Raw genomic sequence first — 20,801 nt, 5'->3', positions numbered from 1 at the left:
AAGGGGAACGCCTGAGGTTTAATAAAGATTCATGTCCTGCTCGGTTCATGCAATAGTGGGGTATACATCGAAGAGAACAAATTGTACTTTTTATTCTCTTTAAATCCTAATTTTTGTGCCATTCGAAATGAAGCCACGTTCTGAGTATCGCAAGTCCAATTCGGTATTACACCTCGATTCAAACAATCCCCAATGAAATTTCTCGCAAGTTGAAAGCCGAACCCCTGACCTCTTGCTGATTTATTCACATGGATGGAGAGCTCCGCCAATCCGCCTCCAATAAATGCAGCATGACACAGTCCTATCCCTTGTTCATCTGACGAGAAAGCGACCCATCCAACATCATGCTGTAGATATTTTTCTATACTTCCCCATAGACTTTCTATCTCTCTACGTAATGGTTCATACGCCTGAAGCATCGCTGCATCCATTCTAAACATACCTTCGTAATTTTCGACTGGTCCTAGACTTTCGAAAACCTGACGGTCAAATTCAAATTGTGTCCTGCTAATACAAAAAACCTTGTAACCGAATACACGAAAAATGATTTCATTCCATGATTCGGAGGCGGTTGACCAGAATAATCTAAAGTCACTGGCAGAACCATTTACGAAAAAATGATCTTTCATCATAGAAATAAAGCCTTCATTAAACGCCTTATCTACAGCATAACCAATCAAACGTCCCCCAATAAAATCATTGGACATAACAGCGGCACACCGAGGATCATCTTGGTTATCTACATAGACGATTCCATCAATCGTTCCTTCTAAAATCGAGAGTGGATAAGGCGTAAACACCGATTCCGCCCCAGATAATAACCCCTTAACAACATGATACTGATCGCTTTCAATGCGAATAAATGACATTCAGGCACTCCTCCGTTATGGTTAAAGTGACGCATACAAAAAGGCTTTGCTTCTTTTCGAAATACTGTCCGTTGCCCGGTTTTCAGTTATTCACATTGGTTGGGCCGGTGCAGTAAGGGGAAGGAAGTCTATCGGCATAAATGGCTCTCCGTTCGGCTGCGATGCGCTGTACGGCTTGCAGATGCGCGATTTGCTCTTGCAATTGGTTGATATGATTCGTCAGTAGATCTACGCGTTTGTTTAAAATTTGAGCGGTTAAAGTATCAGGCTGTTCCTCCCGTAACAAAAGACAGCCATCCTGCGCGAACAGGACGATATCCTCGAGCCTCATACCGGTTTTTTTCAGTCCGTCGATAAAGGCGATCATTTTCAAATCCGAATCCGTATAACGTCTTGCCTGGCTTCCGTCCGCTCGCTGCGGTACGGGCAGAAGGCTGATCGATTCGTAATAACGCAGCGTTGAGGCGGGGATGCCAGTCATTCGGGATACTTCGCCGATTGCGTACATCTAGATGCACCCTTTCTATGCGTTCATGCATGGACCAATACAATCTTACCTGCGTTCCTGGATGTCTCCAACATTTCGTGCGCCTGGATTGCATCCTCTAACGGAAGAATGCGGGAAACGAGTGGCTTAATTTCACCTCGCGCTAACAGATCAAGCACTGCCGCCACGTCCTCCCGAAACCAATCGGGCTGTTCCTGCTTCATACCCGTAATACTGTAAAGCGATATGGGGTTTCCGTTCTCGGTAGCCTGCTGTTCTGCCAGCCGCTTCCATGCGGATGCCCAGTCTTCCGACTCGCCCGCCTGAAGGATGGAGGTATAACCGTAACCGATGAACCGTCCTTTGACGCTTAAGGTTTGCATGGATCTGCGATAGTTGTCGCCGCCGATCGGATCGAGCACGATGTCCATGCCCTCTGGCACTTGTTCCCGGAGTACGTTAACAAAGTCCTGACTGCGATAATCGATGGGGATGGCTCCATACGACGTGACAACCGCATGCTTGACTTCGGAGGCAGTGCCGTACATCTGCAGTCCGGCAAGCTTGCCAAGTTCCAACAGCGCCGTGCCAACGCCGCCGCTTGCACCGTGAATCAATATTCGCTCGCCTTTGGTTGCGCATGCTAGACGGTGAAGCATTTGATAGGCGGAAACGTAATTCAGAATGACCGCTGCCGCAAGCAAGGGATCTACAGCTTCCGGAATCGGAAACACCTCGTCTGCTTTGGCATAGACATGCGTGGAATAACCGCCGGCGCCGTTAAAGAAGACTCCCACCTGTTGCCCCGGATGAAAGTGCTTCATTACAGCTCCTGCTTCCTCGACGACTCCTACAGCATCGTATCCTGGCGTATAGGGAAGCGTTAAGGATGCCGGATATTTCCCCGCCCGTCTCAAGACATCGCCGAGTGCAACACCGGCAGCTTGAATCTTGATCCGTACCTCTCCCGCGAACGGAGAGCGAAGCGGCTCCCTTACCCATTCCATCGCGTCCGGACCTCCGAACTGGTTGACAACCCAATGCGAACGAAACATAAGCATCTCTCCCCTGATCGAGTGATACTTCTCATTGTAACGTTTAAAGTTAACTTTAAGTCAAGGGAGAACGCCTAATAATTTCCTGCCCCTAAAATCACCTTCTTTGTTTTCCATTCATCTTCCGTTCACAAAAACGTTCTAAGCTGTTATTAATCGAATCGAACTCAAGGAGAGATCCATATGGAGAGCATGGAGAACAAATCATTAATCGAAGCGATGGAAGGCTATTTTCAAGCGGGGACTCTATTGGATTTGGATAGGCTGGATGCCGTCTATGCCCCTGATTTCGTTAACATTCGGACTGACAAGATCGGGCAAACCGTCTCGATTACCAAGGAACAGTTCATGGAAACTTTCCGCCGCTTGAAGGATGGGGGAGGGACGACGCTCGGAACGACTGAAGATGTGAAGTACATGGCCACGACCGTGTATGATAATCACGGATCGGTCGTTCTGCGTCGAACCAAGGAAGGAACGCCCGTGCTGTACAACTTCGTCTGGCGCATGGAAGGTGGATTGCCGACAACGATCATCCGCGAGTTTTCGGTGGAAGAAGACCTGAGTGCACTGATCAGCATGATTCGCGAATCATCTGCCGGCGGACACTAAGGCTCCCGTTAATCCAGTTTGTTACTATCTCTTAACCTGATTACTTTCTCATTATAAATTTTCAACTTGTTTTCAAAACTGTCTCTACTTTGTTCAAAATCCCTTGTCCATTTGTACATCATTTTCAACATCTTGAAATCAGGCTTATAATGAGACTTTTCAATTCCAACCTTTTGTTTTACAAATCTTGTTAGAATTCTAATCTTTCGCTTCCATAATGGAGTATCAACAAAAATGATTGTATCTGCCATTTGATACAAACATTGATAGGAATCTCTATCTGTTCCTTCGAATATCCATGTACCTTTAGTATCGATCTCTTTTATAACTTCAATTTGTTCTTCTGGTGAACGTTTGTAACGTCCCGTAAGTGTTTTATGATAGACTATGGTGTCAAGTTCATACCAAGGAACACTAATTTTCCTTGATAAGCTTCTAGCCAATGTCGTTTTACCACTAGCCACAATTCCAATAATAAGGATCTTTTTCATTCGTGTTCGATCTCCTTGTATTGGCTATTTCTTACTATTGTCCTTTCGCTATAGCTACGATTATCCCTTTGTTACGCTATGATTTTATGAATATTCATTAGCGTAATCTGCCCCTTTAGTTCAATCATCGTTATTTTATTTGTATAACATTATCTTTCAAGTTCAACATCTCCCAAAGGGTTATCTCTTCTAAGTCTAAACATCCAATAACGATGTCATATTGATTATTAGTTTCATTGATTTCAGTTATTACACCAGTTACATCCAAATTATTATTAAGCGGGATATGAATTTCCATTCCTTTGTTTAGCTGCCCTTCTAACAAAACACCTTGAATGATAAAAGCATTTTCTGACTTCAATGTTTCGATTACTTGGAACTGTGCCATAAGCGCCTCCGATATCTTACGACTTAAAGTTGAGCTTTAAATTCGATTGTACGCGTCAGTTCAATATAAAAACTAAGCTTTATTACAGTTTCAATATTACTGATCCAATATAAAAAATGTTCAAGATCGGAATGATAACGAGGATAATCGTGTAAGCCATCATTCGTTTATCATCTTTCTGTAGAGTCAAATTGCAGGAACCTCGCCACCATATCCTTATCCATTTCATAATGATTTCCATGGTTATGACAAACAAATTGACCGCTACAAATAAATATTCCCGAAAAAATTCAGTCGTATTGCCACTGAACAATCCAGTCAAAATATCAAGCGATTTATTCTTTTGATAATCATCATACATAGAAACAATACAGCTAAGTAGTAAAAAGAAGATGGAGCATTTTATCGACCACGATACCAGTGTTGCATAGTTACCGCCTGATACTCGATAAAGTATGCGCTCTAAACCAAAGAATAAAATAACGCTAAAAATAATGATTACGATCGTTTTTATGTCGTCCATACTAGACTCCTTATCTTCTCAGATCACTTGATGAGGACGATATTTATTACGGAGGTTATATGGTAACGTCGCACCATTGTTCAAACAATGCTGCCCGTTACTTCAATGAAAAAAAGGAGCAAGCTGCCGCGGCAACTGCTCCAAGTTTGTTGAGCTATCGTTGCCGTTAGCTGAACACCAGTCAGTTATTTATTACTGCCAAGTCTATCTATAATAAAATGTGATGCCAATAAAGCTAAAAAAAAGTCTGTTACTGGTGTCGATGTATGCCATACACTTGCAACAATCAAAAAGAGGATAACCGCCAACAGTAACACATTAAAGAGATATAAAAGCTTCTTATCGGTCATTCATTACATTCCCTTCTTCAGCAAAGATTCATCATGTTACTTCCTTTACAGTATTTTATAAGATCTCATAGGATGTACACCCGGTTAGTTGAATCATTTCCAACTTTGTTCATTAAATGTATCGATTAATTCTTGAGACATTTTCATTGCTTCCTGCCGGTTTTTCGCTGGGGCAGTAATCCTGTATCCGTTTGTCGGGTTCCACTGATTGTCATCACCCATAACGTTAATCGTGAATTCAGAGAATTTATCATCGACATATGCCAATCCGTAAGTTAACATATCAGAGGCTATTCTACCTTTATCATCGATGACTCGAAAACCGGAGAAAATGGTTGTGAAATTATGACCGTTGTAAATCAACTGTAGTTTTTCTCTATCTTTAGGAATTCGCGGGACCTTACTCCCTTCAAAATCAACGACCCCTCTAAAGGTTCTTTTGCCGTTTAGGTGCTTTTTCAATTTCCCATCAATATGTACTTGTATGTTCTCGATTACTCCTTCCGTACCTAACTGATAATAGACCCCGTTTATTGTCCTCGAATAGTGCTTTGGCGTTGTGTACCAAATAGCAAACACCCCTAGAATAACTACGACTATCGTAAGAAAAATAGCGATTTTCTGCTTCATTACATACCTCCTTTAAGCTATCAGAATCCTCCTATATTATTCCATTCCCCAAACGCCTGCCTTAGTTACGTATAAATTTCTGCTCAGACATAAAATATTCCATCTTGACGTCTGCGTAGGCTCTGTAGGGCCCTGTTTCAATCGTTTATAGTCTCGATAGTTCACGTTATCTCTCCTCAACGTGGCGATGCCTGTCAGCAGCGAAAACGGCAGCCATTGGCCGGCTGCCGTCGTATCAAAGTGCATCCACTAACCTGGAAGAAATCCTTATCGTACTCTCCAATACGTTGTAAATGCTTGGAAAGTTGCACTGCCCTGCCCGTAAGCGCAACGACAGCAGCATCTCAGACTGCACAGCATTATGAATGAACGATCGTTCCCCTTAGTTCAATGGTTCGTCTTGATTAATCGTTGGTTCATGCTCATTCTCATTCTTGATCTTTCTGACACGTACGATCAACCCTGTAACCTCTTCGCCGAAGCAGCCCCAGAGTAATAACAAAATACCGCAAATGATCATAACGATTGAAGAATGGTACGCGGTTGATCCGCCCGTTTCATTCAAAGCTGTCCCCAGTCGTCCAGGCGGTGTCGTCCAACCTCCTAGAGTAGATGCAAGACGAGCAGCCGGGATGAATACCCCTAAGTATAGGATGACTCCGCTGAATAACAGGATTCCTCCAACAATGATCTTCTTCAACTTCACGCTGACCTCCTTATATTAAAATGCTTTCGTAGATGCAATCGTAGGCGAAGCTACGCTTCGAATTTTAACTGCAACGAATCGCAAACGGGCCGGTAGCCTATCTTTTGATAGATGCTATTCGATGTGGGATTCGCCAAGTCCGTATATAAGACGCACTTCGTAAACCCTTTATCCAATGCAAGCTGGCTGATTTGCGCCACTATTGAAGTCGCGTAACCCTTCCTGCGCTCATATGGAGGGGTATATACAAAAGCCACGCCGATGGCCGTCTGCATTTCCCTTGTAAATCCCGCCATAGAAACGGGGATCCCGTTGTCTTCTAGGATATAAAGTTTTTTCGATGCGATTCGGTAGAGGTAAGGGTCCGCCTCTTGCGGGATGGCCATATCTGTTCTGCCATAACTTCCCGCTGCATAAAATGCTTCAGCCCAGTACGGGAAGAAGTGAATATCTTTTTCATCTAGCAGTCGAACGGTACCCGCCTTGTGAATGTCTGGATTTACTGCCGTAAGTTCATAGATACGCTGGCTCATGGTTGTTTTAAAGGTGATTCCCTTGCGCAAGGCATAGGCGTTGGCAAAATACGCCGCCAAGGCTTTTTCGGTTAGCACGCCTGGAATTTCACGGTCTTGAAGCCCATCGATCAGACAAGTTATAGCTTCTGGGTTAATGATGTTATCCGTTGCATAAAGCGTCATATTGTGCGGCGGTGTCATGATGGCGGTAAGTTGTATGCCCCTAGCATCCGAGATCGTTGCCATGAACCAATTTACGGGGTCGCGCCAGTCTGTTTTGTCTTTTCCTTCATGTCCGATTATGAGATTGCCGAGAGGAATTAAATTCTGCGCTTCATGACGCATCAGCACATCATAGGTATCATCGTAAAACGCATGCACATCCGTATACAGCTTAAACTGCATTTGACAGCCCTCCAATAATTTTTCATCTATGAAGACGCAAAAAAACTCCATCCCACGAGGGACGGAGTTACGCCGCGTTACCACCCTGATTGACGTTTATAATAAACGCCCGCTTAGTCATCGTCCAACAACGATGCTTCTTTGTAACGGTAGAATCCCGGGCCCGTCTACTAGATTCGGGGGCCAGCTCCGAGGTGATTTTTCAATTCGGATATCCGCTGCCTCGCACCGGCCGGCAGTTCTCTGAACGGCGTTTCCGTATCTACTTTGTCCTCTTCATCGCATTTGGAAGATATTAGTTGAATCCAATATATGATATTCGCAATTTTCTGTCAATAACTTAAATAACGACAGCTCATTATTAAACTATTCCCCTAGTCGACGACCATGCTTCGTTTCTCGCTCCAACAAAAACCGGGAGCCCTCAAGGGACTCCCGGTCTTCTGGCCTTCGCCGATTACTTCGTCGTCTTATTGTACGTATCGATCTTCGCCGTAATGTCCTTGGCAGCGCCGTCAAGCGCCTTCTTCGGATCCGTCCCGCTGAATGCGGATTCGATCGCGCTCTCGACGACTTGGCGCGCTTCGGGGAACACGCCCATGACGGCGCCTTGCGTGGCGGTGCTCAGCTTCGTCGCGTGCAGCTGGTCGACGGCCGTCTTGAACTGCGGGTAGGCCGCCATGTTGTCTTTGACGATTTGCTCGTCATAGGCTTTCTTCGTAATCGGGAAGTAGCCGGTGTTGATATGCCACTTCGCTTGAACGTCCGGCTGGGCCAAATATTTAATGAATTCCCATGCCGCCTTCTGCTCTTCAACCGGCTTGTTGTTCATGATCCAGTTGCTCGCGCCTCCGACGACCACGCCGCCGTCCTGCGCGCCTTCCGGCTTCGGCAGGAATCCCGTGCCGACCTCGAACTTGTCCTTGGCGCCGTCGACGTATCCGCGCAGGCCTGCCGTCGAGTCGAGCGTCATGCCGATTTGACCGGCCAGGAACGCCTTCTTCGTATCGTCCGTCTTGCGGCCCAGGTTCAACGCCACTTTGCTGTCGACGAGGTCCTTCCACCACGTCAATGTCTTCACGCCCGTATCGCTGTTGACCAGCGATTCCGAGGCGGTGCCTGAACGGCCGTTGCCGTTATTGAGGTAATCCGCGCCCTGGTTGGCGAAGAGCTGCTCCATGAACCAGCCGTAGATGGCGAACGATGCGCCCGTTTTGCCGTCCTTCGTCAACGCCTTGGCCGCATTCTTCACTTCCTCGTACGTAGTCGGCGGCTTCTCGGGATCCAGGCCTGCTGCTTTGAACATGTCTTTGTTGTAATACAGAATCGGATTGGACGTATTGAACGGCATGGAGTACAGCTTGCCGTTGAACGTATAGTAACCAAGGATGTTTTCTTCCAAGCTGGAGATGTCGTAATTGTCCGTATCGATGAAATCCTGAATCGGCGTGATGGCTTTGGAGTCGATCATGAATTTGGAGCCGATCTCGTACACTTGGATGAGCGTCGGCCCGGACTTGGAGTCCATGGAAGCTTTCAGCTTGTTCAGGCTGTCGTCATACGTGCCTTGGTACGCTTCTTCTACCTGAACATCGGGATGCGAAGCGTTAAAGTCGGCAACGAGCTGCGTAACCGCTTTGCCCAGCTCGCCGCTCATCGAATGCCACCAGACGACTTTGACCGGTTCCTTGCTCTGCTCGCCGCTTGCGGCGTTCGTCGCCGCGTTGTCCCCGGCAGCCGCGTTCGCGTTCGCATTCGTCGCTGTCGTCTCCGCCGGCTTGTTCGCGTTGTTGCCGCTAGCTGCGTTATTGCCGTTACCCGCGTTGTTGCCGCAAGCGGCAAGCATGATCGTCAGACCCGCCATTGCCAGCGGCAGTGCCGCGTGCTGTTTCAAAGCTTTCTTGCTCATTCTCTTCTCTCACTCCCATGTTTGTAATGATTTCTCTCGGAGGATCCGCTATGCCGACTTCGCCGGCGCGGCAGCTCCTTCCTATATGGATGCACGTCCGAAGACGATTCCCCCGTTTAGAGGCATACCGGCTGTCTCAGCCTTTCACCGCTCCCGCGGTCAAGCCGCGGACGAGCTGTTTCAGCCCCAGGGCAAGCAGCAGCAGCGACGGCAGCAGGACGAGCGTTACGCCTGCCAACACCAAATTCCATACCGTTACTTCTTGAAACTGCAGCATGCTGATGCCGATCTGAACGGTCCGCTTGGCGTCGGAGTTCGTCACGAGCAGCGGCCACAAATACATATTCCAGGCGTTCAGGAACGCATAGACCCCCAGCGACGCGAGCGCCGGACGGGAGAGCGGCAGCACGATCCGCGCCAAATGTCGGACATGGCCGCATCCGTCGATCCGCGCCGCCTCGAACAGCTCGCGGGGCAGCTGAAGGAAGAACTGCCGCAGCAGAAACACGCTGAAGCCGGAAGCGATGAACGGCACGATCAACCCTTGATAAGAATCGAGCCAGCCCCAGGATTTGACCGTCAAATAATTCGGTATGACCGTCACTTCCCATGGAATCATCATGGTGGACACGAATAGCGCGAACCAGAATGCCCTGCCGCGAAACGGCACATAGACGAAAGCGTATGCCGCCATCGCGGCAGTTATGGCCTGGCCGACCATGATGGCAATCGAGACGATGAAGCTGTTCATCAGGAACGTCTGCAGCGGCACGAGCTCGAGCACCTCGCGGAAACTGCCGAAGTAGAGATGCGACGGAAACATTTTCGGCGGATATTGCGCCGATTCGTCAGGCGTCATGAACGAAGCGAGCGCCGTGTACGCGAGCGGATACAGCACGGCGAGCGCCGCTGCCGCGATCACGGCGTACAGCGCGATCCGGCCGATCGTTCGGCCGTTCAGCCCCAACCGATTCGTCTTCAATGGTAATGCACCTTCCTCTCGGCGAATCGGAACTGCAGAAACGTCAGCAGCATGATGATGGCGAACAGCACCAAGGCATACGCGCTGCCCGTTCCGAATTGATAATTGACGAATGCTTCCTTATAGATCGAATAGACGAAGACTTCCGTCGAGCCGGCGGGCCCGCCTTTAGTCAAAATATTGATCTGTCCGAACGATTGGAACGCGCCCATGATCGAGACGACCGACAAGAAGAAGAGCGTCGGCGACAGCAGCGGCATGATGATCTGGAAGAAGGTGCGGAACGGGCCTGAACCGTCGATGCGCGCGCTGTCGAATATATCGTCCGCGATCCCTTGCAAACCGCTCAGCAGCACGATAAATTGGAAACCGATGTTCATCCAGACCGTCATAATCGACACCGAGATCAGCGCCCAAGCCGGATCGGTGAGCCACTGCACGGGATTCAACCCCAAGCGCGTCAGAAAATAATTCAAGGTGCCCGTCGTCGGATGGAACAGCATCATCCAGATGACGGACGAGGTGCTGACGGACAGCGCCGTCGGCAGCGAGAAGACGAACCGGAATAGCGGCATGCCGCGCAGTTTGCCATGCGTCAAGGCCGCGAGCAACAACGCCGCGAACAATCCCGACGGCACGGTGAGGGCGGTGAATTTGAGCGTAACGAGCAGGCTGTTCCAGAACGCCTCGGCTTGAAACAGCGACGTAAAGTTATCCAGTCCGACGAACGCCGCCACCCGGCCGCGCGGATCCGTCAGGCAGAGACTCAAGTACAGCGACTTCACGAGGGGATAGAACAGAAATACCGCGAACAACACAAGCGAAGGCGCCATGAACAAATATCCTGTCATATTGTCTTTCCAAGCAGTCGATAGGAACGGCTTCGCCTGCCGCGTCCGGCTTCCCGTGCTCTGCCGCGCGGCCAGCCCCGCTTCCGTCGTATTCATGAACAGACATCCTCTCTTATTAATTTCATAGGTAGGATAAGCTCGCGGTGTTAGCCATATGTTTTCAGAACATGAAGAAATTGTTTCAATTGTCCGACAATGCGATAAACATGTCGAAACGCGAAAAGGCCGATCCGATAGGATCGACCAGGTTCGTTAGCGTAATGCGCTTTCGTCATCTATCATTAGCTGTTCTTCTTAATCCTTCTTCATAGAAAGCTGGATTTTCTTTAACCCAAGCAACTTTACATGCATCTTCTGGCCCGAAAAGCCCTCTTCCGTTAGATTCAAATGTATGCTGAAATTCATCGAGTCTTATGATTCTTGCCCAATAAAAGACCATATAGCTATCTGGATAAGGGTACTTATAGTTCTCTGGCTTGTTATATAATCTTATCCGTTCATAGCCGAGAACTTGGGGAGAATCGATTATTGCACCCGTTTCTTCATACAATTCCCTTATCATGGCCTCGATTGGCGTTTCCCCAGGTTCAATATGCCCCCCGGGAATATCCCAGCCTCTTTCATTCAAATTCGTCAATAGCAAGGCATCTTCCTGAAATGCAAGAACAAACGAGCAGGTGATCAGTTCTCGACGAGGAAGGACATCAGTCAATACCGACTGTGTTTCATTAGGCGTAGGGAGGCCTTTAACGTCTTTCTCTTCTCGTATAATTTTCATTCTAATCGTTCACCTCAGTACCGGAATCGAGTACGGCAGCCTGCACGGTTATGAGCTGGGCTTAGTCAATCTGGTTTCAATCGTTTGCACGATGTCATCTACACTTACATCATCAGTCCGAATAAAATCTTCGAAACAGGGATCCTGATAGGCTTCCAAACATTTTCCGATCTGCTGAAAACACCAATTCCCTTCGGACTCCCCGCGATTTCGGAGGCGTTCACCTATCGTTTCTTCACTCCCAATCAAGCAAAAGTGATACGTATGAGGATCAATTTGCTTAAAGCCCTCGTATATGTAGCGAAAATAGTCTTTGTTATAGATTGTCATCGGCACAATCAAGCTTTTCCTATATTTCTTATACAGCAGCTCCGCGACTTGCACCACGAGGATTTTCCACAATTCCATGTCTTGAAAATTGTCCGTTCGTTCATCCGGTGTTCGTAGTTCTTCGGGAATCATGTTACGCAACATATAGCCCACTACTTCAGGGTCATAAATCATGCTATTCATCATGGAATTCCAAAGTTTATTGGCAACGGAGGTTTTCCCAATCCCGAATGCTCCATTTATCATGATAATCATCGTTTACGCCTCCGGCATGTTCGGACTCTACTAACTTCCAAATAATATATCCATCACGGTTCCAAGTTTTCCAATCTTATGGCCTTCCAGAACATCAGGGTCATAGACCTCCACAAACCCGCAATTCATGCACGATACGAACAAATAATGGTTGTACTGGATATCGAACAATTTACTCACGCCCGCACCCGTCATTGCGATCTCCTTCACGCTGCACTCGCTTCCTTTGCATTTCGCGCACTTGAAGTTGTCCTCGATGACCGCAATAATGCTTAATTCCTCCGTCGCGAAGGATTCGGAGTCGTTCTCACTGAGCGGGTCCGATATAAAATCCTCTTCCGTGACTTCGTACAGTTTATTCCGGCAGCGCGGGCATCTTCCTTTGACAATTTCCACCTCATGATTGCACCAAGGACATTCCATTTCGCCGACACTCCTTTCGGTCAATTACTCCTATTAAACGGACACCTATCTACTCTTGGTTTGGTTTGGATCGTTTCCCTTCATCCCCGAGAAGACCGTCCCTCTTCATTGCAGCATCAACAGCCTCTTTCGAATAATCCCGCTTCGGTAACTTCGCGTTAATCACAAAAAGTTGAATGATAATGACGATTAATAAGAGGAGAATAAGAGTCGTAATATGGAATCCCTCCTAGATGCGTTACTTAATCATGCTCGTTAGTCTAAAGGTTCTTCATTTCTCTGGTCATTGGTTTGGGCCTTTTTGTTTTGCCTGTATCGCATAATCGCAACAGGCAAATTCAAAGCCCCCATCAGGACGCAGCATGCAGCCGGCACCATTTGAATAAAAGTAGGGTAATTTGGTTTTCCATCACCTACAGGTCCTATTTTGGGTTGATGAATATCCCAAAGAAAGTAGAGCGTAAAAACGATAGGCAACAAAATACCCACGCAGCAGACGACGATTTGAAAACCATACTTGTTCATAAGGATCTCCTTGCGGATTCTATAAAATCGTCCAGATTTTGAGCGCCTTCATCCTACCATATTTTGAGATCATCCACGTAAATAAAACGTAACGAAAAAATGGAGCAGCTGTCACTGGCAAACCGCTCCAAGATACGTTAACCTCCAGCCCGTAACAGTTCCAAATTCCTATCGATCTCGCCATCGATGGCCATTCCCCATCCGTCCGGAATTCGCGGTTTGTTGATGAGGTGAAGCATGGTAGAGATATCGGCAAGCTTGGAAAGTTCGTACCATTTCTCGGGCAAAGGTTCTCTCGCCTCACGGTTGTAGCCTTCCTGGAAGGCGGCCACGGTGTCTGCGCCGATATAGCGCTCGACTTGCGTTCTTGTCCTGAAGAATTTTCCGATGTCATAAAAGACGGGCGCAGCGAAACAATACTCGTAATCGATAAAACAAGGCTCCAACGAAGGCCTGATCATAATATTGGAGAATATGAAGTCCCCATGCGAGAACGCATGCTTGTCCGCAATCCGCCCGACCAATCCAGCGTGATCCGTTAGGAATTGCAGACATTTCTCTTTCGTCGAAGGTTCAATGTGGGACCCTGCTTGGCCGTTTAGCAGCGTGTAATATTGGCTCTCGAAGGGTTCCAGTTGTTCCGCGGTCTGCAATTGCTCGTCTAACAGCGCCATGTGCGGATATTCGGTTTGATGCAGCAAGGCAAGCGAACTGCCGATTCGATGGATGACAGGGTCAGGACATCCCGCGTTCCCCTCAATAAAATCCCCTAACGTTGAGCCTTCAATAAATGCCATGATCAGGTACGAAAAAGGGACAAGCTGCTTGCTGTCATCGAAGAAGAAAATTTCAGGGGCACTTAGCTTTTCTTTCGCATACCGGTACGCCGCCACTTCAATTCGGCAATGATCGTTGTTAGGGGGATAAATCCGCAATACATACTTGCCGCCGCTGTCTGTCCATAAAGCATAATTGCTCGTGCTCATGCCTTTCGTTAAGGCCGAGACTTGGGTAATGTTGGCCCTGGGGTCGAACGTGGCGAACAGCCTCTTCACCATGTCTTCGTTCAGCGCTTGAAAATCGAACAATCTCGCTGCGTCTTTCACGGCTGCCACCTCCGAAGAACTACGATCCATTACTTACTTTCCGTAACGCAATGGAATTTTTTCTTTATTTTATAGGCGCGGCACGCTCTCCCAGTCGCATCGTACACGTCGGTGGTCACGTCTAATACAGCATCGTAATTCTCATAGTCGGATGGGTTTGTAATCGCAAGCGTACGATTATCCGCCCAGCTGATCGTCGGCGTATGATGCGTTTGTTCGTAATAGATCGTTCGAACGGCATCCTCATGCCGATGATCCGTAATATTCACGAACATCATCGTTCCGCCAGCGGCACCGCCATAATACCGATAGAATGCTTGGGCACTATATTCCCCGTTCGGTGACGCAAGAGGTGCATCAAAGGGCGTACCTTCCGTATAACCAAAGTCATTGGTTTGCTGGCGATAGAACACATAAGCGGCAATCAAAACAAGGCATATGCCAATAATCGTGATGAATTTTACAAGTTTTCGCATGGTGTCATCCCTTAGTAAATCAGTTTCCTCCATCATACCCGGCATTTATTTCCGCATAAAGAGAAGAAATAGTTCTCGCTTTTTCCTATTTACTGCCTATTCCTCGGTATTTGAATGCTTCCCGTCATGATAATCTCCCCATAGCGGGCCGATGTATTTCTCTAGAGCCTGTACGACGTCATCTCTTCTGCCCTCGTCCACATTGACCGTGTCATTTAAAATATCGCTTCTCATGCGTATGAGCACGAATAAAGGAGGCAGCTCGGCCTCGCGGAGCGCCTTAATCATGTTCTCTTCTTGCGGTGTAATATCCATTCATTAATCATCCCTTCGTCGTCGATTGGTTGAAAATATTCTTCATTCGATCCTTCCGGCAAGGGTCTGCATGTTTATGAATTCAACCATTAAACGGAACTCTCCTGCCCCTTACATCAAAACAAAAGACCCGCAGGTACGGGCTGCGGGTCTATGCCTATATGGAATTTACTCGTACTTATACTTATTGTCCAGTCTAAAGCGATATCTTCCCGGAACAAGAGCGTTGCAACGTTAGTTCGACGGCGTCAACAATTCGCTGATTCGAACCGTCCTGCCTTCCCGCGAGGAAGCCGCCGTCGCGAACAGCGCCGCCAGCGTGCGGAGGTTGTCCGCTCCGGAAATCGCCGGTGCCCTTCCCTCGCGGATCGATGCCGCGAATTCGGCCAATACCCCGTGGATGCTGTCCTTCTCGTTGACTGCGTTCGTCAGCTTCCGAACTTGTTGCCCCGCATCGGCCGCATACACGCCGTAGCCTTCGCCTAGATCGTCAAGATGGACCGCGCCGCGCTCGAATTGGAAGCGCCAGACGCCATCCCACGGATCCGCGACGCCCTTGGCCAGCAGGCTGCCGAGATAAAATACGGGAACGCCCGCTTCCGTATCGTACGTCGCCTGCACATGCGGATCGCCTTGATAGCCGCTGGCGGGATCGTTCCAGGTCCGGCCGTTGACGGCGACGATATCCGTGTCCAGCAGGAAGCGAATCATATCGACGTGATGGACCGACATTTCCAGGAGCGTATAGTTGTCCATCGCCCGCTGGTAAGGTTTCCCGTCATGGTCGCAGAAGAAGCGGGATTGCACGAATAACGGCTTCCCGAGCGCCGCGTCCGCGAGCGCCCCTTTCAAGGTAAGCACAGCCGTGTTGTAGCGGTAGTTCTGATTGATCATGATGTTGCATCCCTGCTTCTCAGCAAGCGTCACAAGCTCCTCCGCATCGGAGAGCGTCAGCGTGAACGGTTTCTCGATCAGCACGTGCAGGCCGTGTTCCAGCGCGCACTTGGCGATCTCGTAGTGCGCCGGCGAGATGACGACGAGCAGCATCGCATCGGCGCCCGACTCAGCGATGGCGGCGCGATAATCGGTATACAGCCGTTCCTCCGGGATACCGAACTCGGTTCCCGCCGCGCGCAAGGCATCCCGATTCAGATCGAGCAGCCCCACGAGTTCGAAGTCTTCGGAATGCCGGACGAAATGACGCGCCACGCCGCCCCCATGGCCGCCTATGCCGGCTTGGATCAATTTCAATTTTTGATTCACGCTGCACGCTCCGTTTCATTGATGCGTTGACCGGAATATGTCCCGATTCCCCGCTCATCCATGTGATTTATGACTGCGCCGTTTCTTGCCGCGCCGTGTCCCGGTAACGGTACCCGATCGAGCCGCCCGGAGGCAAAACGCCATAAATATAGACGGCCGTCATTTCCTCGGTCACGACCAGCGAATGTTCGTCGCCCTGTTTCGTCAACACTATGTCGCCGGGGCCGATTTCATAAGAATCCCCTTCCGTCGTGCAGATTCCCCGGCCGCTGACGATGATCCAATATTCGTTGCAATCGTGATAGTGCAGCGGGACTTCCTGGCCGACCTTCAAATAATTAACGCCATAATGATTGATCTCGCTCCAGCTCGGAAAATGCTCCTGTTCCTTCACCCGGATAACCGGCATTATGAATCACCTCTGCTGTAGAATGGATGGCTGCTGTCTTCTATTGTCGATTATTCGCCATGAACGGCTTACCGCAGCCGCAGCACCCGGGATTCAACCGGCTGCATATCATCGAAGAACAATCCCTCGCTCATCAGCTCGGCTCCCGTTTGAACGAATACCGCCCCTGTATCCACGTCCTCCACGGCGTAATGCCGGTCCGCTTCCAGGCCCTCCAGCCGGATACGCGCCGATGCCTCGCCATGCTCGAGCCTGAACACGAACAAGCAAGCCGTTCCTTCCCCGGCCGGCTTCACGAACGAATAGGCATTCCAACCGGCGCCTTGGCCGCCGCGAACCGCTTGCGGCGTCAGACGATAGAGCGTGCTGCCCCGAATCCATTCCCGCGCATGCGCTTTATAGAACGCGATTTGTGCCCGCATGTCGGCAAGCGTATGCCCGTCATATCGGGGCAGCGGATGCGAGTAGCCCGTGGTATGCAGCATCGCGGTGCGCATATGAAACTTGAACGCGCTCTCGCTCAGCTCCGGACTGCCGAAGTCCATGCCCGGGAAACCGTCTCCGCACGTATTCGACCACGCCCAATGGAGACAGCGCTGCGGAGGCAGGACGAGCGAAGCCGCCCAGAACGCTTGCAGCTGGTGCTCGGAGTAATCCGGATCGCTGAGGAAATTGACGTGCATCTGCCGTATGATGCCGAGATCGGTGCGCAGTCCGCCCGAGCTGCAGTTCTCCAAGACGATTTCGGGATAGCGTTCGCGAATCTGTTCCAGCACGCGGTAGAGCCCCTCGTAATGGGCATAAAGCCCGTCATGCGCGCCGTGTCCGTGATCGCCGCAATTGCAGCCTTCGCCCGGATCGAGATTGAAATCGATCTTGATCCAGTCGCAGTCGTAGTCCTCGATCATGCCGGCTAACGTGGCAAACGCCCAGCGCTGCGCTTCCTCTCCGCCCAAGCAGACATACCCGAGAAACGCGCCGTCGCGCTTCGCGACGAACTGCGGATGGGTGCCGCACAGGTCCGCTTTGGCGCCAAGCCCCTCGATCTCGCACCATAAACCGAACTTCATGCCTTTGCCGTGCACATAATCGGCCAGATAGCGGATTCCCTTCGGGAACCGTGTCCGGTTCACTTTATGCCAGTCGCCGCGAACGTCGAACCAATGTTCATCTGCATCGTCGGAGCCGAACCAGCCGGCATCCAGCGTGCAGACTTCCACGCCGATCTCCGCGGCCAGGTCGGCGTTGCGCAGGAAAACGTCCTCGTTGATCCATTTATCCTCGTAAGCCCACCAGTGATTCCATTCCACCGGCATCTGATCCGACAAGGCATTGCGAGGCGTTACGGTTTCGTACCAGGCATGGAATTTCGCGCTGATTTCGTTCAGCGAGCCGGTCTTCGAAGATGCACCCATGACTTTAGGCGTTGTCCATGTCTCTCCTGCAGACAGCTTCTTCGCGAAGGACGCCGACGCCAGTCCGCCGCGTACCGTGAATGCGCAATCGGAATCGGAGGGCTCGATCTCCAGCATCCAATTGCCCGACCACGCGACGGCATAGGCGTACACTGCTCCGCTCCGGCCATGCACCAGAATCAGCGGATGCACGTCGGCCGACGACCGCCCTTTACGATTCTCGATACGCAGTCGCCCCGTAACTTCCACCGTTACCGGCGTATACTCCCGCCCCCAAGCGCTTTCGTAGTAGACGGCCCGAACCGCGGAATCGCCGACGGATGCGTTCACACTGAATGCATCCGTCACTTCGCACCCCGCCGAAGTAAGACAAGTAAACGACGTCCAATACTCCGTAACGCCGTCCATCCCATGGCTAACGGCCATTTGCTCGCGTTTCAGACCTTGCTCCTCCATCGTCACTTCATGGCACCTCCGCTCATTGCGCGAGCCGATTCCTCGGCAGCTGCTTTCGCTCCGTTAGGAAGTTCGACTTTCCATGTCGTGCCGCTGCCGTCGACCTTCGTTCGATAGCCGTCCCCGTCGCGTTCTACTTGAACGCTTATCAAGCCCTCGCCGATCCGCATGTTGCCGATGCGCAATCGGTTCATGCCGCGAGGAAGAACAGGGTTGAGACGGATCGTCTTGGCCTCGAGATCGAGCGACAAACCGAGCATCGACGTCATGAATACGAGCGGCGTGCCGGCGGCCCAAGCTTGCGGCGAGCAAGCGACCGGGTAACTGACCGGACGGCCGTGTACGGCGGAGTAGCCGCAGAACAACTCGGGCAGCCGGTTGTTCTCGAACTTCTTCGAAGCTTCCAGCAAGCCTTCGATAACGACCGCGGCTTCCTGCCGGAAGCCTTGGGCGCTAAGCCCCATCAGGCACATGGAGTTGTCATGCGGCCAAATGCTGCCGTCGTGGTAGCTCATCGGGTTATAACCCGTCTGCCCCTCCGCCATGGTGCGGATGCCGTACCCTCCGAACATATCCGGCGCCACGAGCCGCTTGGCCACGGCCGCCGCGCGCTCCGGCGCGAACAGGCCGGACATGAGCGCGTGTCCGGGATTTGACGTCACGGACTCGACGCGCTTGTTCTCGCGATCGAGCGCGATCGCGTAGTAATTCTCTTCCGCCATCCAAAAATCGGCTTCGAATCGGGTCCGAAGCGCTTCCGCATCGGCTTCCAGTTTCTTGCCGAGGGCGCCGTAAGCATACTCGCCATCGCCTTCTCGCTCGGCCATGACGGCGAACAGCCCGGCCAATGCCCGCTTCGCCTGGTATACGTAGCCCTGCACCTCGATCAAGGCGATCGGCGCCTTCGCGTAGCTGCCGTCCCGGTGAACGACGGAATCGGCGGAATCCTTCCAGCCTTGGTTGGCGATCCCTTTGGAGGATTCCTGGAAATAGGCCACGAACTTGCCGCCTTCGCGGTGACCGTATTCGTCGATCCAATCGAGCGCGCGAAGCGCATTCGGCATCAGTTCCTTCAGTGCGCGGTAATCGCCCGTCCATTTCACGTATTCGCCCAGCAGCACCAGGAAGAGAGGCGTCGCGTCGATCGTGCCGAAATAAGGCGAGAACGGCACTTGATTCGTGTTCGAGAGCTCGCCTTTGCGAAGCTCGTGCATAATCTTGCCGGGCTGTTCGTCGTGCCACGCATCCAGCTTGACGCCTTGATGATGCGCCATCGTGCGCAGCGTGCCGAGCGCGATCTCCGGACGAACCGGAAGCATCTGCAGCGCCGTGATCAGACTGTCCCGTCCGAACGGAACGGCGAACCATGGAAGCCCCGCGACCGGGAACATGCCGAACCCGAGGTCGGTCATCAGCACGCGCAAATCCAGCATGCCGCGGTTATACAGGTCGTTCATGAGGGGCATGTCGCTGTCGAGCGTCGTGGACGTGCCCAGCCAGTTATCGTACTCGGCTTGAAGCGTGTTCAACGCCTCCGTCCGCGGGTACAGCTTCGGCTCGGCGCCGTTCACGATCGGCATGTAATGGAAGGGAATCGACGCGGATTGCGCTGCGTCCAGCGTGATCGGAAAACAAATCGTGCCGTCCGGCTTCACCGAACCGGCATCCTTCGGCCAACCGATCTTCAGTTCGCGGATCATGCCGTCGGCGCCATCGTAACCAAGCTGCATCGCGCCGCCTTGGATCCGGCGTCCCCTTGGCTTGCCCAGCTCGCCGTGCATGAAGCCGCGGACGACGAACATATCGGCGAAATCCGCATCGATCCGCAGCGATAGTTCGAACGAACATGCATACGGGCTGTAGTTCGTCGCTTGGATCGTTTCGTACAACACGTCCTTATAGATGTATCGCGTCCGCTTCAGCTCGATCGATTCTCTCCATAGCGTCAGCACGCCGTTCTCTTCCATATGCGGATTCGTGAGCAGGATCGTGGAGAGGAAGTTCTGGTCGGCTTCGGATGCCAGCACGATCGGCTTCTTGCCGTTGATCAGAAGCTCCATCCTGCTGAGAAACCTGGTGTCCTGCATATACAAGCCGAATCCGTCGCCTTGCTCTTGATGTTCCGGAATATTGCCGCTCTGGTCCGTCAGCAGAAACAAATCATTCTCTTTGATGACGCGATAATCCATAGGTGTTACAGCTCCTTTATGTCTTAGCATGAGTCCTCGTATTGCATGTTCGGCGTTCCGTCGCGGCAATTGCTCCCTTGTATGAACA

General features: G+C 50.8%; 24 protein-coding genes and 1 other annotated feature. Of the genes, 1 reads left to right on the top strand and 23 read right to left on the bottom strand.

The window, feature by feature from the left end:
- Nucleotides 1-29: 29 nt before the first annotated feature.
- From GZH47_RS25350 to GZH47_RS25340, 3 genes are all read right to left on the bottom strand, one after another.
- The gene (locus GZH47_RS25350; protein ID WP_162643793.1) at nucleotides 30-869 is read right to left on the bottom strand and encodes a GNAT family N-acetyltransferase; all 840 of its coding nucleotides are present in this window, start codon (nucleotides 867-869) and stop codon (nucleotides 30-32) included.
- An 82-nt stretch (nucleotides 870-951) separates the two neighbouring features.
- Nucleotides 952-1,377 carry a MerR family transcriptional regulator gene (locus tag GZH47_RS25345; protein ID WP_162643792.1) on the bottom strand — a complete coding sequence of 142 codons (426 nt, stop codon included), beginning with the start codon at nucleotides 1,375-1,377 and terminating at the stop codon, nucleotides 952-954.
- A gap of 23 nt (nucleotides 1,378-1,400) precedes the next feature.
- On the bottom strand, nucleotides 1,401-2,411 hold the full coding sequence (locus GZH47_RS25340; RefSeq protein ID WP_162643791.1) for a medium chain dehydrogenase/reductase family protein: 1,011 nt from the start codon (nucleotides 2,409-2,411) through the stop codon (nucleotides 1,401-1,403).
- A gap of 183 nt (nucleotides 2,412-2,594) precedes the next feature.
- On the opposite strand from GZH47_RS25340, the gene GZH47_RS25335 reads away from it, so the two are divergent.
- The gene (locus tag GZH47_RS25335; protein ID WP_225446206.1) at nucleotides 2,595-3,023 is read left to right on the top strand and encodes a hypothetical protein; all 429 of its coding nucleotides are present in this window, start codon (nucleotides 2,595-2,597) and stop codon (nucleotides 3,021-3,023) included.
- Between the two features lie 8 nt (nucleotides 3,024-3,031).
- Here the strand turns inward: GZH47_RS25335 and GZH47_RS25330 are convergent, their stop codons facing one another.
- The 20 genes from GZH47_RS25330 to GZH47_RS25235 all read right to left on the bottom strand — a co-directional run bounded on the left by GZH47_RS25330 (nucleotide 3,032) and on the right by GZH47_RS25235 (nucleotide 20,713).
- The gene (locus tag GZH47_RS25330; RefSeq protein WP_162643790.1) at nucleotides 3,032-3,514 is read right to left on the bottom strand and encodes a EutP/PduV family microcompartment system protein; all 483 of its coding nucleotides are present in this window, start codon (nucleotides 3,512-3,514) and stop codon (nucleotides 3,032-3,034) included.
- Nucleotides 3,515-3,644: 130 nt separating this feature from the next.
- Complete coding sequence (locus GZH47_RS25325; protein ID WP_162643789.1) at nucleotides 3,645-3,902, bottom strand: hypothetical protein; 258 nt, start codon at nucleotides 3,900-3,902, stop codon at nucleotides 3,645-3,647.
- A 708-nt stretch (nucleotides 3,903-4,610) separates the two neighbouring features.
- On the bottom strand, nucleotides 4,611-4,775 hold the full coding sequence (locus GZH47_RS25320; protein WP_162643788.1) for a hypothetical protein: 165 nt from the start codon (nucleotides 4,773-4,775) through the stop codon (nucleotides 4,611-4,613).
- A gap of 93 nt (nucleotides 4,776-4,868) precedes the next feature.
- Nucleotides 4,869-5,405 (bottom strand): hypothetical protein, encoded by a 537-nt coding sequence (locus GZH47_RS25315; protein ID WP_162643787.1) that lies wholly within the window; start codon nucleotides 5,403-5,405, stop codon nucleotides 4,869-4,871.
- A 382-nt stretch (nucleotides 5,406-5,787) separates the two neighbouring features.
- A complete protein-coding gene (locus tag GZH47_RS25310; protein WP_162643786.1) occupies nucleotides 5,788-6,105 on the bottom strand; it encodes a hypothetical protein in 318 nt (105 codons plus the stop codon).
- Between the two features lie 56 nt (nucleotides 6,106-6,161).
- The gene (locus GZH47_RS25305) at nucleotides 6,162-7,031 is read right to left on the bottom strand and encodes a GNAT family N-acetyltransferase (RefSeq protein ID WP_162643785.1); all 870 of its coding nucleotides are present in this window, start codon (nucleotides 7,029-7,031) and stop codon (nucleotides 6,162-6,164) included.
- A 54-nt stretch (nucleotides 7,032-7,085) separates the two neighbouring features.
- Nucleotides 7,086-7,320: a binding site (T-box leader), on the bottom strand.
- A gap of 168 nt (nucleotides 7,321-7,488) precedes the next feature.
- Entirely contained in the window at nucleotides 7,489-8,940 is a 1,452-nt protein-coding gene (locus GZH47_RS25300) for an ABC transporter substrate-binding protein (protein ID WP_404823722.1), read from the bottom strand.
- A gap of 136 nt (nucleotides 8,941-9,076) precedes the next feature.
- Nucleotides 9,077-9,901 carry a carbohydrate ABC transporter permease gene (locus tag GZH47_RS25295; RefSeq protein ID WP_225446583.1) on the bottom strand — a complete coding sequence of 275 codons (825 nt, stop codon included), beginning with the start codon at nucleotides 9,899-9,901 and terminating at the stop codon, nucleotides 9,077-9,079.
- Between the two features lie 17 nt (nucleotides 9,902-9,918).
- Nucleotides 9,919-10,869 (bottom strand): carbohydrate ABC transporter permease, encoded by a 951-nt coding sequence (locus tag GZH47_RS25290; RefSeq protein WP_162643784.1) that lies wholly within the window; start codon nucleotides 10,867-10,869, stop codon nucleotides 9,919-9,921.
- Nucleotides 10,870-11,044: 175 nt separating this feature from the next.
- Complete coding sequence (locus tag GZH47_RS25285) at nucleotides 11,045-11,551, bottom strand: NUDIX domain-containing protein (RefSeq protein WP_162643783.1); 507 nt, start codon at nucleotides 11,549-11,551, stop codon at nucleotides 11,045-11,047.
- Nucleotides 11,552-11,599: 48 nt separating this feature from the next.
- The gene (locus GZH47_RS25280; RefSeq protein WP_162643782.1) at nucleotides 11,600-12,136 is read right to left on the bottom strand and encodes an AAA family ATPase; all 537 of its coding nucleotides are present in this window, start codon (nucleotides 12,134-12,136) and stop codon (nucleotides 11,600-11,602) included.
- A gap of 30 nt (nucleotides 12,137-12,166) precedes the next feature.
- Entirely contained in the window at nucleotides 12,167-12,559 is a 393-nt protein-coding gene (locus tag GZH47_RS25275) for a zinc ribbon domain-containing protein (protein WP_162643781.1), read from the bottom strand.
- A 255-nt stretch (nucleotides 12,560-12,814) separates the two neighbouring features.
- The gene (locus GZH47_RS25270) at nucleotides 12,815-13,084 is read right to left on the bottom strand and encodes a hypothetical protein (protein ID WP_162643780.1); all 270 of its coding nucleotides are present in this window, start codon (nucleotides 13,082-13,084) and stop codon (nucleotides 12,815-12,817) included.
- Between the two features lie 137 nt (nucleotides 13,085-13,221).
- Nucleotides 13,222-14,190 (bottom strand): phosphotransferase family protein, encoded by a 969-nt coding sequence (locus GZH47_RS25265; protein WP_162643779.1) that lies wholly within the window; start codon nucleotides 14,188-14,190, stop codon nucleotides 13,222-13,224.
- Between the two features lie 29 nt (nucleotides 14,191-14,219).
- On the bottom strand, nucleotides 14,220-14,711 hold the full coding sequence (locus GZH47_RS25260; RefSeq protein WP_162643778.1) for a DUF5412 family protein: 492 nt from the start codon (nucleotides 14,709-14,711) through the stop codon (nucleotides 14,220-14,222).
- Between the two features lie 51 nt (nucleotides 14,712-14,762).
- The gene (locus tag GZH47_RS25255) at nucleotides 14,763-14,981 is read right to left on the bottom strand and encodes a hypothetical protein (protein ID WP_162643777.1); all 219 of its coding nucleotides are present in this window, start codon (nucleotides 14,979-14,981) and stop codon (nucleotides 14,763-14,765) included.
- Between the two features lie 234 nt (nucleotides 14,982-15,215).
- Nucleotides 15,216-16,244: a Gfo/Idh/MocA family protein gene (locus tag GZH47_RS25250; protein WP_162643776.1), complete on the bottom strand. Its 1,029-nt coding sequence runs from the start codon at nucleotides 16,242-16,244 to the stop codon at nucleotides 15,216-15,218.
- Between the two features lie 67 nt (nucleotides 16,245-16,311).
- Nucleotides 16,312-16,653, bottom strand: a complete 342-nt coding sequence (locus GZH47_RS25245) for a cupin domain-containing protein (RefSeq protein WP_162643775.1) — start codon at nucleotides 16,651-16,653, stop codon at nucleotides 16,312-16,314.
- Nucleotides 16,654-16,721: 68 nt separating this feature from the next.
- Entirely contained in the window at nucleotides 16,722-18,524 is a 1,803-nt protein-coding gene (locus GZH47_RS25240) for an alpha-galactosidase (protein WP_225446581.1), read from the bottom strand.
- Between the two features lie 2 nt (nucleotides 18,525-18,526).
- Nucleotides 18,527-20,713 carry an amylo-alpha-1,6-glucosidase gene (locus GZH47_RS25235; RefSeq protein ID WP_162643773.1) on the bottom strand — a complete coding sequence of 729 codons (2,187 nt, stop codon included), beginning with the start codon at nucleotides 20,711-20,713 and terminating at the stop codon, nucleotides 18,527-18,529.
- Between the last annotated feature and the right edge of the window lie 88 nt (nucleotides 20,714-20,801).

The organism is Paenibacillus rhizovicinus, from assembly GCF_010365285.1.
Lineage (GTDB): Bacteria > Bacillota > Bacilli > Paenibacillales > Paenibacillaceae > Paenibacillus_Z > Paenibacillus_Z rhizovicinus.
The sequence above is the reverse complement of the archived record's forward strand: the minus strand, read 5'-3'. Positions and strand labels throughout refer to the sequence as shown.

What these genes read in the sequence shown, in the direction of transcription:
- GZH47_RS25350 (WP_162643793.1), bottom strand. Translation starts at nt 869, where the DNA reads ATGTCATTTATTCGCATTGAAAGCGATCAGTATCATGTTGTTAAGGGG.
- GZH47_RS25345 (WP_162643792.1), bottom strand. Translation starts at nt 1,377, where the DNA reads ATGTACGCAATCGGCGAAGTATCCCGAATGACTGGCATCCCCGCCTCA.
- GZH47_RS25340 (WP_162643791.1), bottom strand. Translation starts at nt 2,411, where the DNA reads ATGTTTCGTTCGCATTGGGTTGTCAACCAGTTCGGAGGTCCGGACGCG.
- GZH47_RS25335 (WP_225446206.1), top strand. Translation starts at nt 2,595, where the DNA reads ATGGAGAGCATGGAGAACAAATCATTAATCGAAGCGATGGAAGGCTAT.
- GZH47_RS25330 (WP_162643790.1), bottom strand. Translation starts at nt 3,514, where the DNA reads ATGAAAAAGATCCTTATTATTGGAATTGTGGCTAGTGGTAAAACGACA.
- GZH47_RS25325 (WP_162643789.1), bottom strand. Translation starts at nt 3,902, where the DNA reads ATGGCACAGTTCCAAGTAATCGAAACATTGAAGTCAGAAAATGCTTTT.
- GZH47_RS25320 (WP_162643788.1), bottom strand. Translation starts at nt 4,775, where the DNA reads ATGACCGATAAGAAGCTTTTATATCTCTTTAATGTGTTACTGTTGGCG.
- GZH47_RS25315 (WP_162643787.1), bottom strand. Translation starts at nt 5,405, where the DNA reads ATGAAGCAGAAAATCGCTATTTTTCTTACGATAGTCGTAGTTATTCTA.
- GZH47_RS25305 (WP_162643785.1), bottom strand. Translation starts at nt 7,031, where the DNA reads ATGCAGTTTAAGCTGTATACGGATGTGCATGCGTTTTACGATGATACC.
- GZH47_RS25300 (WP_404823722.1), bottom strand. Translation starts at nt 8,940, where the DNA reads ATGAGCAAGAAAGCTTTGAAACAGCACGCGGCACTGCCGCTGGCAATG.
- GZH47_RS25290 (WP_162643784.1), bottom strand. Translation starts at nt 10,869, where the DNA reads ATGAATACGACGGAAGCGGGGCTGGCCGCGCGGCAGAGCACGGGAAGC.
- GZH47_RS25285 (WP_162643783.1), bottom strand. Translation starts at nt 11,551, where the DNA reads ATGAAAATTATACGAGAAGAGAAAGACGTTAAAGGCCTCCCTACGCCT.
- GZH47_RS25280 (WP_162643782.1), bottom strand. Translation starts at nt 12,136, where the DNA reads ATGATTATCATGATAAATGGAGCATTCGGGATTGGGAAAACCTCCGTT.
- GZH47_RS25275 (WP_162643781.1), bottom strand. Translation starts at nt 12,559, where the DNA reads ATGGAATGTCCTTGGTGCAATCATGAGGTGGAAATTGTCAAAGGAAGA.
- GZH47_RS25270 (WP_162643780.1), bottom strand. Translation starts at nt 13,084, where the DNA reads ATGAACAAGTATGGTTTTCAAATCGTCGTCTGCTGCGTGGGTATTTTG.
- GZH47_RS25260 (WP_162643778.1), bottom strand. Translation starts at nt 14,711, where the DNA reads ATGCCGGGTATGATGGAGGAAACTGATTTACTAAGGGATGACACCATG.
- GZH47_RS25255 (WP_162643777.1), bottom strand. Translation starts at nt 14,981, where the DNA reads ATGGATATTACACCGCAAGAAGAGAACATGATTAAGGCGCTCCGCGAG.
- GZH47_RS25245 (WP_162643775.1), bottom strand. Translation starts at nt 16,653, where the DNA reads ATGCCGGTTATCCGGGTGAAGGAACAGGAGCATTTTCCGAGCTGGAGC.
- GZH47_RS25240 (WP_225446581.1), bottom strand. Translation starts at nt 18,524, where the DNA reads ATGGAGGAGCAAGGTCTGAAACGCGAGCAAATGGCCGTTAGCCATGGG.
- GZH47_RS25235 (WP_162643773.1), bottom strand. Translation starts at nt 20,713, where the DNA reads ATGGATTATCGCGTCATCAAAGAGAATGATTTGTTTCTGCTGACGGAC.